The sequence below is a fragment of the Maribacter confluentis genome (genome assembly GCF_030505015.1).
GTDB classification, from domain to species: domain Bacteria; phylum Bacteroidota; class Bacteroidia; order Flavobacteriales; family Flavobacteriaceae; genus Maribacter; species Maribacter sedimenticola.
The window spans coordinates 4302331-4318213 of record NZ_JAUKUC010000001.1; the positions used below are offsets into that span (position 1 = coordinate 4302331).

Sequence of the window (15883 nt, forward strand, 5' to 3'; positions counted from 1 at the left end):
CGAAAAAATGAATACAAGTCAGTTAGATAGATATACCTTAAAGCAATATACCAGGCTTATGATATCCTTTTTTGGATGCTTGCTCGTATTAACGCTTTTTCAATACGGCATACTCTATTTTAAGGGTGTTTTGGATACCATTTGGTCTACCAGCTTGTTGAAAGCGGTTATTCACCAAATAGGGTTTACTGCGCTAATGGGCATCATTATGGTATTTCCTTTTAATTTCTGGGAAAATTTAAGGCCTAGATATGGTTTTAACCTGGTCTTTGTGTTATTGGGCATTGTACTTATAATTGAAGCCATGCTGATAGGGTATTATTGTACCACATTGGTTCCATTGGGATCTGATCTTCTGGGGTATAGCTATTCCGACATTAAAATCACCATTGCCAATTCTGGCGGATTAATGCTTTCCATTTACCTATTTATTGGTATAGTTATCCTAATCGGTATATTTTTAGGATTGTATAGGGTTACTTCCAAATTTTATCACCGTATAAGCAGCATGTATCCTTTTACAATCATTCTGTTCAGTTTATTTTTAGGATCATTGTTTACAGATGGTAAACCCATTAACCAAAATAAAACACAGTATTTGGCAATAAACCTCTATAACAGTAGTACGGAGGACAATACCTACACTTCAAATGAAGAATATCCACTTATTAAAAATCCTACGGTAGAGAACGTACTTGGTGAATATTTTGAATTGAAAGAGGAAAAACCAAATATCGTTTTTATAATGGTAGAAGGTCTTGGGCGTGATTTTATGGGTGAAGGGGCAGAATATGGTGGCTTTACACCATTCTTGGATTCTTTGAGCACCCAGTCGCTCTATTGGGAGAACTTCTTGAGCAATACCGGTAGAACCTTTGGCGTATTGCCATCCTTATTGGGTTCCTTGCCTTTCGGTAAAAGTGGCTTTATGGAACTGGATGAATTTCCAAATAAATTGACCCTTTTTAGTGTACTTAAGAACAATGGATACCATACCTCGTTCTATCAAGGAACCAATAGTTCTTTTGATAAGGTAGACCGGTTTCTTAAGAGTGAAAACATAGACTTTGTGCTGGATAAATCTGGTTTTGGGGTCAATTACCAACAACAGGCAGAGGATGCCGCCGGCTCCTCATGGGGGTATCCTGATAAGGAATTGTTCAAGAAAAGCATCAGTTTGCCTAGAGCGGAAAAACAGCCAAGGCTAGAGGTCTATATGACCATTAGCACCCATGAGCCTTTTATTCCGCCAAACCAAGCCTATTATGAGCAGGAAGTATCCAAGTTATTGAAAAAAGGAAATTATGACTCCAGGGTAGAAAATGTTATTGAAAAGAACGATAATGTATTCGCAACCCTCTTATATACAGATGAGTCCATAAAATGGTTCATGGACGCCTATAAATCACAACCTAATTATGAGAATACCATTTTCGTAATCACAGGAGACCATAGGCTAATTCCTATTCCGCAACGAAATAACATAAGCCGTTTTCACGTACCGCTGATCATGTACAGCCCTATGTTAAAGCGTATGCGCAAGATGAGTTCGGTTTCTTCTCATTTTGATGTGACCCCAACTATTTTATCCATGCTCAAAAATCGGTATGAATTAAAAATGCCCAAAAAAGTAGCTTGGATGGGCGGTGCCATAGATATGGAAACCTCATTCAGATCAACCAAAAATATTCCCTTAATGCGTAATAAGAATGAGTTGAAGGAATATATAAGTGGCGATAATCTTTACACGGATGGCGATGTAGTGGAGCTGGAGGATAATATGAACGTAAGTTCTTCGTTCAGTAGTGGATCCAAGATAGAGTCGCAGCTAGAATCCTTCAAATCCATGAACCATTACGTTACGAGCGAAAATAAAATTATCCCCGACAGTTTGGCCATTTTTACGATACAAAAAGAAAAATTTACGGATAGCGAAACGGTATGGCTCAATAGTGTTTATGACGGAAAAGATTCTGATAAGGGTTATTTTAAGGCCAGGGATTTGGCATGGAACAAAAAATGGGACCAAGCACTTTTGTTATGTCGTTATAATCTCTCTGAAGCGCCTAGCCATATCGACACCAAAATCCTTATGGGAAGGGTCAATTCCTGGAAAGGCAACCATAAGGAAGCCATTAGGATCTTAAAGGAATGTATTGAAGTAAATCCCAATTATATAGACTCCTATGCAGCTCTATTTGATATTTATTACTGGTCAGACCATTATAAGGAAGGACTGGAATTAACGTACATCGTTGAGGAAAATAGTGCCAGCGCCCATGAAATCAAGGACAAGATCGATCGTGCAAGAGTATTGGCAAGAAAAGCGGGTATTAAGATTGCTTCTAAAACCAAATTAACGGCATCTAATTCCTTGGCAGCAACTAAATAATGAATAGCAGTAAGAAACATATCGTTCTTTGGTTTTTCATCCTATGCTTAGGAGGCATTTATGCGCAATCTCCAGAAAATTCAACCGGGTATTCCCTTACTTATGATAGTGCCTATGACTTGGCGTTTGCAGGCAAAACATCCAAGGCCAATTCCATATTGGGCAATTTGGCCAAGGAACAGCCGCAAAATACGAAAGTGACCGCTCTTTGGGCCAGTACGTTAAGCTGGAAGGGGAGTTACGACCAAGCTCGCAATGAGTTCAACAAAGTGCTAAGTGCGGACAAGAAAAATAGAGAAGCATGGATTTCCGCCATTAAAAATGAACTTTACGCCAAAAATTATGCTACGGCCTTAGGATTGGCCAACAAGGCATTGGTGAACATAAATGATGATACCGAACTTGTCCGACTCAAGGATTTAGCCTTTCAAAATGTCCAAGGAACTTCGTATCCAGAAAATGGGTGGTATAATGTGGATAGTAAAATCACCACTTTTGGGAAAGCTAAAAAGAAAATGGATAATGCTGGTAAACCAGAAAATGAGGTAGCCTCGCAAAACAAGGAAAATAGTATCAGAAAAACTCCTGTGACGGAAGAAGTAGAGAAAAATAGGGTAGCGGTAAATAGTTCGGTTACCGTATTTGACCAGCGTTTTGACCCCATTACTTCCTCAAGTATCTCCTTTAAACGGCAAACCGAATTTGGCAGTATAATTCCACGATTAAACTTTAGTAGCCGTCAAGGAAAGAACGGCCTTCAATATGATATTGATATGTACCCCAAAATTGCCAAAGGATTCTATGCCTATGTTAATTACGGGTATTCAAATTCAGAACTATTCCCCAATCACAAGGTAGGAGGAGATGTATATTACAACCATAAGAGTGGTATAGAATTTTCCGGTGGTGGGCGCTTTATCAACTTTGCCACCAGAAATGTAAAATCGATTACTAATTCACTAGGGTATTATAGGGGCAACTATTATTTTTCATTACGTTCCTTTATTACGCCCGGAGAGGAAGCTGAGCTGACCAAAGCCTCAGGAAATATATTGGTCCGTAAATATTTAAAGGATGCGGAAAATTATATGGGCCTCAATTTTGGTATTGGTTTTTCACCGGAATTAAGACAGTTCTCTTCAGGAGATCAGTTATTGGCAGAAACCTTGCTATATATTGAATCTCAACGGTTGAGCTTTGAATATCAATTTACGAGCAAGAACAATCTTAGCGCCTACCGTACCAACATAGGAGTGCTTAGACAAGAGCAATCATTTGCACCAGGCACCTATTTTTATTCCTTTTCTGCAGGATTGACCTATCAATTTAATTTTTAATAGGTTACCCTTTTATCAATCCTACTTTAAGTCGAACATCTTGTATGAAAAATAGCGCTATTTAGGGATTTTCATATCGGAAATCCACTTATCTGCATACATACCATAGACCAATCCCAATTCATTATCCTGAACATATTGCTCATCCTTGCCGGGATCAAAGTTTACGTTGTATACATAAACCTTTATACCGGCTTCCCTTAATTTCAATAACAGTTTGTTTTGACTGGCTATCATTCTTCTGGATAGGCCCACATATTTAACATTGTTTACTTTAAGAAAATTAATCTTGTCGCCCTTAATGGCAAGCAGCGGTTCTTGGGATATCATGGCTTGGATACCATGTTCAGAAGCTTTTTCAACGGACATAACGCTAAACAGCTCCATAATAAGACGGTCCTTGTCTATAAAGGCATCGGCAAAAGCAATAGGATCATTTACCTTATCCGTAACCAGAATTGCATCTGGATGTGATTTAAACCATGCGTTGATGCCATGCATATCCATGGTAGTATAGTCCCCATAAATTTTTTGTTGCATAAACTGTTCATGTGTAGGAGGCAGGCTACCTGTATAATCTGTAAATCTGGCCCACATGTTCCAATCGTGTGCAGCCACCAAATGCCCGTCCGAAGTGGTAATAATATCCAATTCAAATAAGCGGAACCCTCTTTTGTAGTTTTGATCTAGGGCATCTTTGGTGTTCGTGGATTTTACCCCATTTACCTCACCACCTGCATGGGCAATATATCGATTTATATTGGGTTCAAATTCATATTTGATCTTAGGGAAATATTCCTTTTGATTACCAATACTTGTAGGTATTTCCACTGTTTTAACAATGCTGGTATCATGAATTTCTTCTGTAATCGTTGCATTAAAATTATGCATGATATATGCTTGTCTACCCTTTAAATTACTTAGTTGTACAAACCCCAAGTCCTGTAAGGCCTTAGTAACATCCCCTAGACTGGCTGCAGCGGAATCATGTGCTAAAATGGCCATATTTGCTTCATCTGCAATCATAGTGCTCAAGACTGTAATAAATTCCTGCGCCTCGTCCTTACTTCCATAGGTGTCAAATGTTTTGTATTCAAGTTGGTCGGCATTTATAAAATGAATGATGGTAAGACCACGTTCCAAATGCTCTTGTTGGGATAAATAATTAAACGAGCTTCTTTTTTTGGCATTAAAACTATGACTGTTCAATTCTAGGGTTGCAAATGAAATACCTTCTTTTTGCGAAGGTTCAATTACATTGGCCCACCCTTGAAAAAAAGCGCATAACATTACAACTTGTAACACAAATGTAAATCGGATAAAATGGATAGGGGTAGGGGAAAATTTTTTCATTGCTATACGGAATTGTTTACTGCTATATTTTAGGTAAAATGATTATATGATTAACGGAAAATTGGGGTTCATATTGTTGTAATACAAGCCACTATATTATTCGTGCATTACGCACCTTTTACCTGCAAAAACTTAGGACAATAAATGGATTAAGTATATTATTTTTAATTATTTGGTGGTCCAATTACATATTTAATAATGAAATATATAGCCGCCAATGTGACGGAATATCGATAAAAAACCAATATCATAGATAAACGGCACCTCTCAAAACCCCTATTTTATAAGGGCTCAAGGTGATTTTAAAAACTCAAACATCACTTTTTTGTAGGTTTTACAACAAAATTAAAATAGTTCACCACAATTAATTGTCGCAGCATGGTCTTACAATTATATTTACTTCATTGAAATTAATGACCCAAATTAATATTAATTAAACCTACGCACATGCTTTATGACACCTACGGTGAAGAATACTTAGTGTTTCTTCAAGATTTAAATGAAATTTTAAGTTTAAACGAATTAGCCGAATTGGATTACATGTAGAATGTTTTCCAATTGAATCAACCAAAAAACAAACCTATGGCACATCAAAACCAAGATTTTTCATCCTATCAGAATTTTATTCAGGATTTAAATGACATTCTAGTAAATTTTAATATCAGTAAATTAACCTATTCATAGGTTTATATCCCTGTTAACTAAAAAAGCGTCCATTTTATAATGGACGCTTTTTTTATTTGTGGTAGTAGGCTGCTATTAGCCTAAATAGGTCTTCAGTAATTTGCTTCTTGAGGCATGACGCAATTTACGGATCGCCTTTTCACGAATCTGACGAACTCGTTCCCTGGTCAGATCAAACGTTTGCCCAATCTCTGCCAATGTCATGGACTGTTGGTCACCAATACCGTAATATAGTTTTACAACATCTGCCTCTCTTGGGGACAAGGTATCCAAAGCTCTATTAATTTCGGTATTTAGGGATTGCTGCAATAAGGAATTATCTGGCCTAGGAGATTCGCCTGAGCGCAAAACATCATAAAGGTTGGAATCTTCCCCTTCTCGTAACGGTGCGTCCATAGATACGTGCCTGCCAGAGTTCTTAAGACTTTGTTTCACCTCGGAAACGGTCATTTCAAGTTCTTTTGCAATTTCTTCTGGAGATGGCGGACGTTCATGCGCCTGTTCCAAATAAGAAAATGTCTTTTTGATCTTATTGATAGAACCTATCTTGTTCAATGGTAAACGTACAACTCTTGATTGCTCTGCCAAGGCCTGTAGAATAGATTGCCTGATCCACCATACCGCATAAGAGATAAATTTAAAACCTCTTGTTTCATCAAATCTTTTCGCCGCCTTTACTAATCCTAAATTTCCTTCGTTAATTAAATCGGGTAATTTTAAACCTTGATTTTGATATTGCTTTGCAACGGATACTACGAACCTTAAATTCGCTGTCGTTAGCTTTTCCAAAGCTGCTTGACTACCTTCCCTTATCTTTTGTGCTAACTCAACTTCTTCATTTGCGGTAATCAAATCTATTTTACTGATATCTTGCAAGTACTTGTCTAGTGATTTTGATTCACGGTTCGTTACCTGCTTAATAATCTTTAGTTGCCTCATATGTGTGTATGGAATTTAGAAGTTATACAAGTTTACAGTATACCACAATTTATTGTCTTTACCAAGGAAACTTCATTATAGTTCTACAGGATTTATTAGCTTTAACAAAGAATTAGGTATTTAGGTCTTTAACCGTGTATGGTGTATTTTTGATGTTTTACAGACGTGTTTTATGAGTAAAAGGGCCTTAAAGACATACCTCTCCAAAATGCCAAAAAAAGCGTTGGAAGAACAGATACTGGAATTGTATACAAAATTTCCTGCGGTAAAGACCTATTACGATTTTGCCTTTAATCCTAAAGAGGACAAATTGATACAGGAGGCCAAGGCCAAAATATCCAATGAATATTTTCCTGTTAGAAGAAAGCGCCCAAGGGCACGGCGTTCCGTAGCCCAAAAATTCATTAAACATTTTATAAAATTAGGGGTAGAACCCAATTTAATTGCAGATGTTATGTGCTATAACCTGGAGATCGCACAAACATTTTCCTTGGAAAGAAATGTAGCGGATTCCTTTTATAAAAGTATGCTCAATTCTTTTAATGAAGTAATACAGTTTACGGTCAACCAAGGTGTTTTCCCTGATTTTAAGACTAGAATAGTAAAGATTTATAAAGAAACCCAACAGCAGCGATGGCCGTTAGAGGAAGATTTCTCAAAGGCCTTGGATATAATAGAATAGTATATGGCAATAGTTATCATTCGTCAAGACCAAAAAATAGCACTTTGGAAGAATGCTCTCCTTAATGCGGACAGCTCGTTAAAAGTGTATAGTTATCTGGAAGAGCATCCTAAGGAGGAAATTACTATGGCGGTCATCTGGAAGCATCCTGCCGGTTCGCTCAAAGGTTATCCTAACTTAAAATGTATAGCCTCTGCCGGTGCAGGGGTAGATTATATATTTGAGGATCCAACACGTCCACGGCACATTCCAATTACCCGTATCGTTGACCCCTTATTGGCCAGTGATATGTCTGAACATGTGCTTGCGGTAATTTTGGCGCACATTAAAAATTTAAATCTTTACAAACAGCAACAAGTGGCCAATTTGTGGCAGCCCGTGGAGTATACACGGATAAAGGATACCACCGTAGGTATTTTAGGTCTTGGGGAGCTAGGGGCACTAACCGCAAAGGATTTGGCCAAAGTAGGATTTAAGGTCCAAGGTTGGAGCAGGGGCAGGAAAACTATTGACCATGTGACCACTTATGCCGGGAAAGACGAACTCAACGTTTTCCTCACTTCTACACAACTATTGGTATGCTTGTTACCATTGACTCCGGAAACGGAAGGTTTTTTAAACAAATCGCTCTTGGAACAACTTCCCAAAGGAGCCTATCTTATCAATGTGGCACGTGGCGGACATTTGGTTGATGGAGACCTATTAATACTATTGGATAACGGACATTTATCCGGTGCGTGCCTAGATGTTTACCATAAAGAACCCTTACCAACGGCGCATCCTTTCTGGGACCATAAAAAGGTTCATATGACCCCGCATTATGCAAGTGTGTCAGATACAGATTCCGTAGTCCCTCAACTGATAGAGAACTATTATCGATTGGAAAACGGGGAGGAGCTAAAAAACAAGATAGATATGGACAAGGGCTATTAATATTTCTTAATTCAGGATTTATATTTCTTTTACCCATAAAAATCACATAATTTTATAAGGTTTTTGCATTATTAACCTATTAACGCCTACAACCCTTTTGAAGCTACAAAAAGAAACTACGGAAAAAACCTTGTACGATTATCAAGAGGACGATCTAAACAGCATTTTTAAGTTTTTAGACGAGAACAAGGATAATTCCAACTTATTATATCAATTGCCCACGGGCGGAGGTAAGACCGTAGTGTTTTCGGAGATTGCCAAAAGATATATAGAGAAAACCAAAAAAAAGGTCATTGTCCTTACACACCGTATTGAACTGAGCCTACAGACCTCTAGAATGCTAAAAGGTTTTGGGGTCAAGAACAAAATTATTAACAGTGAAGTCAAGGAATGGCAGGACCAGAACGAATACATGTGTTTTGTGGCCATGGTAGAAACCTTGAACAATAGGCTGCAGGAAGAAAAAATTGAAATCAATAATATTGGACTGGTCATCATAGATGAGGCCCACTACAATTCGTTTAGAAAACTGTTCAAATATTTTGAGGAAAGTGTGATCATTGGGGTTACCGCCACACCGCTTAGCTCAAATATTAAATTGCCAATGAAGGACAACTATAAGAAGTTGATCGTTGGGGAGTCCATAGAATCCTTGATTCAGAAAAAGTTTCTGGCCAAGGCCAATATGTATAATTACGATGTAAGCCTCCAGACCCTTAAATTGGGTATTAGTGGTGACTATACCGTGAAATCATCAGATGAGCTTTATGGGAACCATAATATGCTGAACAAACTGGTATCGGCTTATAATGATATTGCAAAAGGTACAAAGACATTGATATTCAACAACGGTATCAATACCTCTAGATATGTTTGCGAAACGTTTAAAAAGGCTGGGTATAACATTAGGCATTTGGACAACAAGAACAGTGCCAGCGAACGTCGTGAAATTCTACAATGGTTCAAAGAAACACCGGACGCCATTTTAACCTCCGTGAGTATCCTGACCACTGGTTTTGACGAACCCAGTGTAGAAACCATCATACTGAACAGGGCCACAAGATCGTTGACACTGTATTTTCAGATGATCGGTCGTGGTTCGCGCTATTTGCCCAACAAAGAGGAGTTCAACGTTATAGATATGGGTAACAATGTGGCCCGTTTTGGATTGTGGAATGCGGGTATCGATTGGCAAGAAATATTTCATTTTCCGGATTTTTATTTGGAGAACATCAAGAACGATGAAGAAATTGAACGTGAGTTCGTATATGAAATGCCGGCGGATCTACGGGCGGAGTTTGCCAAATCCACAGATATAGATTTTGACATCAAGGCAGAATACAAAAAGAGTTTTGCCAACGGTGAAAAATCTAAATTGGTATTAGAGAAAAGTATTGAACAACACGCAAAAATTTGTGTAGAAAATTCTGAGGATGTTTTTGATGCCCGTATTCTTGCGAAAAAACTGAAAGAGGAAATCAAATACCGTGTTCGTCAGTATTCATACTGCATCATGAACAATACCAAGAATTATAAAGAGTGGCTAGAGGAAGATTATGAGCGTAAATTACGTTCAAAAATCTCCAAAAAGTTTGCCGCTAAAATGTAGTATTTGATTATCGTCATTGTTAACTGTAAATTACTATTTGATTATTGTTTCACGTATTTTGTATTTCTTAAAAAGCACGCATAATCAATTCGAAAAATCAGCTCCTTGAATCATTCTAAATCTTTACTCGTAATTGCCCTTGTATGGCCGGAACCTGCTTCTACGGCAGCGGGAGTGCGTATGATGCAATTATTAGATGTATTTAAACGGGACGGATATTCAATTACCATTGCTTCGGCCGCATCTACGTCTGAACATTCGGCAGATTTAGAGTCCTGCGGATATAAAACAAAGGCTATACAAATGAACGATAGTTCATTTGATGCTTTTGTGGCGGAATTGAATCCCGATGCGGTGTTGTTCGACAGATTTTTGACCGAAGAACAATTTGGATGGCGTGTGGCGGAACAGTGCCCTAATGCATTGCGAATTCTAGATACCGAAGACTTACATTCACTGCGTCATGTACGGGAAACCTGTTTTAAAAAGGGAGTTGAGTTTACGACCGATGCCTGGTTACAGGACGATAAAACGAAACGGGAAATTGCAAGTATATATCGGAGCGACCTTTCATTGATTATTTCTAGCTATGAGTTAGAATTGTTGACCGATGTTGTCAAAATAGATAAAAGTCTACTTTTGTTACTCCCTTTTATGTTACCTGAGATTCCGGAAGATAAAGAATGGAAAACCTTTGATCAGCGAACGGATTTCCTTTTTATTGGTGGCGGAAAACATGCTCCCAATATAGATGCCATAAAATATCTTAAACAAATTATTTGGCCCTTACTTCATGAACGATTACCAGAGGCAAAACTGCATATTTATGGCGCTTATTTACCCCAACAAGTCTTAGAAATGCATAACCCCAAAGAAAGGTTTTTGGTAAAGGGTAGGGCAGCCGATGTAAATAAGGTGATGGCTGCTGTAAAAGTTTGTTTGGCACCGCTACGATTTGGAGCTGGAATCAAAGGAAAATTAGTAGCCGCTATGGCAAATGGAACGCCAAGTGTAACGACTACCATTGGTGCCGAAGGCATGTACGGAATTTTGGAATGGAACGGTTATATAGAAAATGACCATACCGCATTTGTAGAAGCGGCAGTACGCTTATATACCATACCCACTGCTTGGAACAAAGCACAAGAACAGGGCAAGACCCTTATAAACACTTTATATTCAGAGACGAGCCTAGCACATCTACTACTACAGAAAGTAACGGAACTCCAAACAGGTTTACAACATCACCGAACACAAAATTTTATCGGTGGCCTTTTACAGCACCAGACCATGAGCGCAACAAAGTTTATGGGCAAATGGATAGAAGAGAAGAATAAGGGGTGATGGTTGGGATTGGTAATTATCAGGGGGTCTATGTTTTGTTTCTTGTGACGGTCGATTGCCTTTTTTTACAAGCGAGAGTAGCCACGTAAGCGACAAAAAGATAAAATAACACTCATTTCTCAAGCAATGAAATATAAACACTGTTTGGCCTGTAACCTCCGTAATACTTTATCAACTATGCACATAATTAAAAAAGTATTAAATAAATCATTCAGGCAAATATATTATTTCACCTAATGAGTTAAGGGTTAATTTAAATGATGTTGTATCGTTAATGATATTATTATACAACCAAGGTGTTTTGTATTTCAAGACTATTTTAACATGAGCATTCTCAATACTATTCACTTCATTACTTTTTATTAAAAGCGGTTGTACCGAACTTGATTTATAAGCGGGTATTTCAAAAATACGATATGAGTTTCCAATGTCATAATCTTTCATGTAAAGCATTTTGTTTAACATAATATCGCCTGTACCATAAACAAGTATGTCAATATTATCTATAGAATAACTGTTTGGGTTATGGATAATTATAGCATTTGAAGATACATATTCAGGATTAACTAATTTTTCACTAACAATTAAATTTTTAGGATAATATGAGAAGTAAACAACGACAAGAGAAAAAATTAAAGAAAATGAAATCCATTTCCTATAATTCCAGACTTTATTAAACAAAGTCAAATCCTTCTCGCTTTGATTTTGTTTTTTATTTGATAGAGCTTTTATTATTGCTCTTTGTCGTTTGGCAAGGGATGTATTGGATTGATTCTTTTTTCTTTTAGTTCTTTTTCTTTTAGCCATTTATTTTGAAAAATTTAGTCCTGCTCATATTTCAGAATAGGCAAGTTCTTTTATATTTTAATAGACCTCTGACATTGAGCGCTATTAGATTTAAGGGTGTAATGAAGTCACGTAGTTCTTTAATCATATCCTAAGTAATGGCTTATATAAGCCAAGCCGTTACTATGGATATTGCGCTCAACAAGTAACCAAAAAGGGTTTCAATACTCCAGCAAGCTCTGCAAAAAAATATTATAGGGGGATATATCAAAGTAAGCAGTTTTTTCAATTAATATCAAGTGCCTAGTTCGCTGTTTTGTAAGAAGTTATTAACTAATACTAATATAAAGCTGGTAAGTTATTGTGTAAAAACTAAGTATGCGAAACCACCTTAAGTCCAATGATGGAGCTTATTAATGTCACGATAAAAAAGATTTTCCAAAAGCTTGCCGGTTCTTTAAACACTAAAATGCCCAATAACACCGTGCCTACGGCACCAATACCTGTCCATACGGCATATGCAGTCCCTAACGGCAAGCTTTCCGTTGCTTTTATCAGTAAGGTCATACTTGCCAACAAACAAACCAAAAAACCGCCGTACCACATATACATTTCGTTTCCGGTGGCTAATTTTGCTTTTCCTAAACAAAAGGCGAATGCTACTTCAAATAGGCCGGCAATAATTAAGATAATCCAGTTCATTCATCAAATAATTATCCAACAAAGGTCGAAATTACAATGGATTAAAAAATTTAAAACGGTTAAAAAATGCTTTAATCTTTACGTAACAAATGAAGTACGTTATAATCACAGTAATATGCTCAATATAAGGAGTATAAGTAGCCACATGATAGTATTATTTTTAAATGAGATATTCGTATTAAAGTTCTTTTCTAGTTCCATCAGCCAAGGCTCTTGCGTAAGTGTCCTTATCAATATATAGGCCTTCAGAACTTTTAGTGGGCCAGTTTTTATTGTAATCTTTAGGGTGTTTTACATCTATGGCCAAAACTTTTCCTTCAAAATATTTTTTTGGTTTCCATTGAATCGTATGTCCTACTACAATGGCTTTTCCACCAAATTTTCGAATGCCTTTTTCAACTTCTTCCTGCGATATAGCATCTTTAAAATAACCGCGATACCAACATATTCCCGTCTTACTTGAAATTATTAATTGCGCAATATTTTCTTCGGGTTTTGGAAAGTAAGATTTCCGGTAGTACGCACGATTAATAGTATTTACCTGCTCGATAGTAATATCATGATTAGCGATTTCCGGATCAATACCACCATGTGCGAACAATACGCCATTAATATGTTCTAAGGTATTTTTACTTGCCATCCACCTACCTAAAAATGATTGTTCATTATACAAATCGTGGTGCTGCTTGCCTAATATAGAGGCAACTCCGTAATACTTATATGATGCCGATGTATACTTACCCTGTAAATTGTACAGCTCATGATTACCTAAAATAAAATGAACGTTGCCACCTTGTTTTTTAGCATCCTGTTCTAGCTTATAAATGAACCATAATACTTGAGTGGTAGAAAACCCACGGTCTACAAAATCACCAACTAAAACCAGATGCCCTTTGCCGAAAGTCCAATCCAGTTGGTTATTGATCACCTTGTTTTGAATTAGAAAATCACGAAAGGTCTTGTATCCGCTTTCTATATCTGAAATTGCCAAAATGGGTTCATCATCAGAATAGGTACTTTGTGGGATTTCAAATTCCGATTCTATAGTGAACCGAAACGTGGTTGAATCCAATGGGAAAAAACAACTTGCCTTTATTTCTTGGGTTGATGCGTACTGTTGCTCATCCAAATAAAAACCATCATTCTTGTTTCCTTTTATATAGTTGACGGCCATTGTACTGTCATTCTCATAGAATACATAAGGCCCTTCTTTATCTAGGTGTGTACTTTGTGGATTGGTGCCGTAACCAATACTACCGTGCATAGATATGACGACAATGATACCGATTACCAATACTATAAAAATGGTTGCGAAAATGTGTTTAAAATAGCGGAGAATTTGTTTTTTCATGTGGATTGATTTAATAACTGTTCGTTTTATGATGATGACAAAGATGAAGGGACAAACCTGTATACTTACATTTTTGTGATGAGTAGTCGCATTTGAGGGACACATAAAAGAATTGGTTCGAAAAGTTCATTAATAGCATGCTCAATGATGTATGTCCTTCAAAGAAGTACGTTCATCACAATTACTACTCGACCTTATAGATTCTATTACTTTTGTACTATGATTTCGATACTTAAAAAAAAGAATTGGCTTGCTGTAAAGATTATTGCACTTGTTTCTATCGCCATCCCATTAGGGATTATGGCCTATGAGTTTATTATTCTCGGTAATGAATCTGTAGTATTTTTAGAAGATTACCCAATTGCCATCGGTATTCTAATTATTATATATTACACCATTCTTTTAGTACTAGGCATACTTTGGATACTTTCTCAATTATCGTCTTTATTAACCTTACGTAATGAGACCAAGAAGAATGAAATCATGCATTTACAGCAACAGGTAAATCCGCATTTTTTCTTCAATATGCTCAACAATATATATGGAATGGTAGATAAAGATGCCGAAAAGACCAAGAAGTTAATTCTTAAGCTATCTGAACTTATGCGGTATAGTATCTATGAAGGGGAACGGACTACGGTTACGTTAGACGAAGAGGCCGCCTATATCCAAAATTTTATCGATTTACAAAAAATTAGATATCATAAGCCCATCGACATTCAATTTAAGACAGCTATTAAAGTAAATGCTAGTATTATGCCCTTGTTATTCATAATTCTGGTAGAAAACGCATTTAAGCATGGTGTTGAGAATTTAACTGAACATGGGTATGTTCATATTAACCTTACGGGTAATGCACAAAGAGTGGTTTTTGAAATTGAAAATAACTTTGATGCTAAAAATACATCAACAAAAGAGGGGATAGGTCTAAAGAATTTGAAACGAAGGTTATATTTGGTGTATCCTAAGAAGCATAATTTTTCAATTACTTCAACAAATGGTATCTATAAAGCTAAACTTGAATTACTCTTATAATGCGGTACTTAATTATAGACGATGAGCCCATTGCACATGATATTATTAAAGAATATTGTGACCTATTACCGCATATGGAACTCATGAAGAATTGTTATGATGCGTTAGAGGCCCTCGACTATTTACGTGAGCATACGGTAGACTTGCTTTTTTTAGATTTGAACATGCCCAAATTGAAAGGTTTTGAATTTTTAAAAACCTTGAGCGAGCCACCACATGTTATTGTTACGACCGCATATCAAGAACATGCCCTTGAAGGGTATGAATTAAACATTACCGATTATTTATTAAAACCGTTCAGTTTTGAGCGATTTTTAAAGGCGGTGAACAAAGTGGCATTGTCGTTCACGGCTAGCTCAACTACCAATTCACATCATACATCATTAAAAAATAGCATATTTCTGTATAGTGATAAGAAACATGTGCACGTTAAGCTTGCAGACCTTTTATATGTTGAGGCCGCGGGCAACTATGCGAAAGTAGTTTTAAAAGGGAGCACCATAGTAATTAGAGAAAAAATATCTGATGTTCTGGAACTGCTCCCTTCAAGCCAGTTTATACAAGTACATAAATCTTTTATAATATCTAAGAATCATTTACAAACGATTGAAGGAAACAGAATACGTATAAATGATATTATAATCCCCATTGGGAAACATTATAAAGATAATTTAAAGACTAGTCTAAAATTGTGACTATTGTTGAAAATACTCGGATTTTTTCTCTTGTTTAAGTA

At 36.8% G+C, this 15883-nt stretch carries 13 protein-coding genes; 8 read left to right on the plus strand and 5 right to left on the minus strand.

All coding sequences use genetic code 11. From position 1 onward, the window contains the following. Positions 1-7: 7 nt before the first annotated feature. Together Q2T41_RS18895 and Q2T41_RS18900 are read left to right on the plus strand one after the other, a co-directional pair. A complete protein-coding gene (locus tag Q2T41_RS18895; protein ID WP_304437353.1) occupies positions 8-2392 on the plus strand; it encodes a sulfatase-like hydrolase/transferase in 2385 nt (794 codons plus the stop codon). Next, a complete protein-coding gene (locus Q2T41_RS18900; RefSeq protein WP_304437354.1) occupies positions 2392-3729 on the plus strand; it encodes a YaiO family outer membrane beta-barrel protein in 1338 nt (445 codons plus the stop codon). The genes Q2T41_RS18895 and Q2T41_RS18900 overlap by 1 nt, the downstream gene beginning before the upstream one ends. A 57-nt stretch (positions 3730-3786) precedes the next feature. Here Q2T41_RS18900 and Q2T41_RS18905 read toward each other — a convergent pair whose 3' ends face one another. Further along, positions 3787-5082 carry an interleukin-like EMT inducer domain-containing protein gene (locus Q2T41_RS18905; protein WP_304437355.1) on the minus strand — a complete coding sequence of 432 codons (1296 nt, stop codon included), beginning with the start codon at positions 5080-5082 and terminating at the stop codon, positions 3787-3789. Between the two features lie 759 nt (positions 5083-5841). Next, positions 5842-6705, minus strand: a complete 864-nt coding sequence (locus Q2T41_RS18910) for a sigma-70 family RNA polymerase sigma factor (protein WP_089260423.1) — start codon at positions 6703-6705, stop codon at positions 5842-5844. A gap of 172 nt (positions 6706-6877) precedes the next feature. Between Q2T41_RS18910 and Q2T41_RS18915 the strand changes: the two genes are divergently transcribed. From Q2T41_RS18915 to Q2T41_RS18930, 4 genes are all read left to right on the plus strand, one after another. Beyond that, on the plus strand, positions 6878-7387 hold the full coding sequence (locus tag Q2T41_RS18915; protein WP_304437356.1) for a DUF6155 family protein: 510 nt from the start codon (positions 6878-6880) through the stop codon (positions 7385-7387). Positions 7388-7390: 3 nt separating this feature from the next. After that, positions 7391-8320 (plus strand): 2-hydroxyacid dehydrogenase, encoded by a 930-nt coding sequence (locus Q2T41_RS18920; protein WP_304437357.1) that lies wholly within the window; start codon positions 7391-7393, stop codon positions 8318-8320. 97 nt (positions 8321-8417) lie between these two features. After that, positions 8418-9929: a DEAD/DEAH box helicase gene (locus tag Q2T41_RS18925; protein WP_089260420.1), complete on the plus strand. Its 1512-nt coding sequence runs from the start codon at positions 8418-8420 to the stop codon at positions 9927-9929. Between the two features lie 105 nt (positions 9930-10034). Beyond that, the gene (locus Q2T41_RS18930; RefSeq protein WP_304437358.1) at positions 10035-11273 is read left to right on the plus strand and encodes a glycosyltransferase; all 1239 of its coding nucleotides are present in this window, start codon (positions 10035-10037) and stop codon (positions 11271-11273) included. Between the two features lie 207 nt (positions 11274-11480). On the opposite strand, the gene Q2T41_RS18935 is transcribed toward Q2T41_RS18930, so the two are convergent. The 3 genes from Q2T41_RS18935 to Q2T41_RS18945 all read right to left on the minus strand — a co-directional run bounded on the left by Q2T41_RS18935 (position 11481) and on the right by Q2T41_RS18945 (position 14112). Continuing rightward, positions 11481-12080, minus strand: coding sequence for a hypothetical protein (locus Q2T41_RS18935; RefSeq protein ID WP_304437359.1), 600 nt, complete (start codon positions 12078-12080; stop codon positions 11481-11483). Positions 12081-12431: 351 nt separating this feature from the next. After that, the gene (locus tag Q2T41_RS18940) at positions 12432-12761 is read right to left on the minus strand and encodes a DMT family transporter (RefSeq protein ID WP_304437360.1); all 330 of its coding nucleotides are present in this window, start codon (positions 12759-12761) and stop codon (positions 12432-12434) included. Positions 12762-12939: 178 nt separating this feature from the next. Further along, complete coding sequence (locus Q2T41_RS18945; protein WP_304437361.1) at positions 12940-14112, minus strand: metallophosphoesterase; 1173 nt, start codon at positions 14110-14112, stop codon at positions 12940-12942. Between the two features lie 219 nt (positions 14113-14331). Here Q2T41_RS18945 and Q2T41_RS18950 point away from each other — a divergent pair, with 219 nt between their 5' ends. After that, entirely contained in the window at positions 14332-15147 is an 816-nt protein-coding gene (locus tag Q2T41_RS18950) for a sensor histidine kinase (protein ID WP_304437362.1), read from the plus strand. Next, a complete protein-coding gene (locus Q2T41_RS18955; RefSeq protein WP_367186902.1) occupies positions 15147-15842 on the plus strand; it encodes a LytR/AlgR family response regulator transcription factor in 696 nt (231 codons plus the stop codon). The genes Q2T41_RS18950 and Q2T41_RS18955 overlap by 1 nt, the downstream gene beginning before the upstream one ends. Positions 15843-15883: the final 41 nt, after the last annotated feature.

Excerpts from the sequence above, each read along its gene's own strand:
- Q2T41_RS18895 (WP_304437353.1), top strand. The coding sequence starts at position 8 with ATGAATACAAGTCAGTTAGATAGATATACCTTAAAGCAATATACCAGG.
- Q2T41_RS18900 (WP_304437354.1), top strand. The coding sequence starts at position 2,392 with ATGAATAGCAGTAAGAAACATATCGTTCTTTGGTTTTTCATCCTATGC.
- Q2T41_RS18905 (WP_304437355.1), bottom strand. The coding sequence starts at position 5,082 with ATGAAAAAATTTTCCCCTACCCCTATCCATTTTATCCGATTTACATTT.
- Q2T41_RS18910 (WP_089260423.1), bottom strand. The coding sequence starts at position 6,705 with ATGAGGCAACTAAAGATTATTAAGCAGGTAACGAACCGTGAATCAAAA.
- Q2T41_RS18915 (WP_304437356.1), top strand. The coding sequence starts at position 6,878 with ATGAGTAAAAGGGCCTTAAAGACATACCTCTCCAAAATGCCAAAAAAA.
- Q2T41_RS18920 (WP_304437357.1), top strand. The coding sequence starts at position 7,391 with ATGGCAATAGTTATCATTCGTCAAGACCAAAAAATAGCACTTTGGAAG.
- Q2T41_RS18935 (WP_304437359.1), bottom strand. The coding sequence starts at position 12,080 with ATGGCTAAAAGAAAAAGAACTAAAAGAAAAAAGAATCAATCCAATACA.
- Q2T41_RS18940 (WP_304437360.1), bottom strand. The coding sequence starts at position 12,761 with ATGAACTGGATTATCTTAATTATTGCCGGCCTATTTGAAGTAGCATTC.
- Q2T41_RS18945 (WP_304437361.1), bottom strand. The coding sequence starts at position 14,112 with ATGAAAAAACAAATTCTCCGCTATTTTAAACACATTTTCGCAACCATT.
- Q2T41_RS18950 (WP_304437362.1), top strand. The coding sequence starts at position 14,332 with ATGATTTCGATACTTAAAAAAAAGAATTGGCTTGCTGTAAAGATTATT.
- Q2T41_RS18955 (WP_367186902.1), top strand. The coding sequence starts at position 15,147 with ATGCGGTACTTAATTATAGACGATGAGCCCATTGCACATGATATTATT.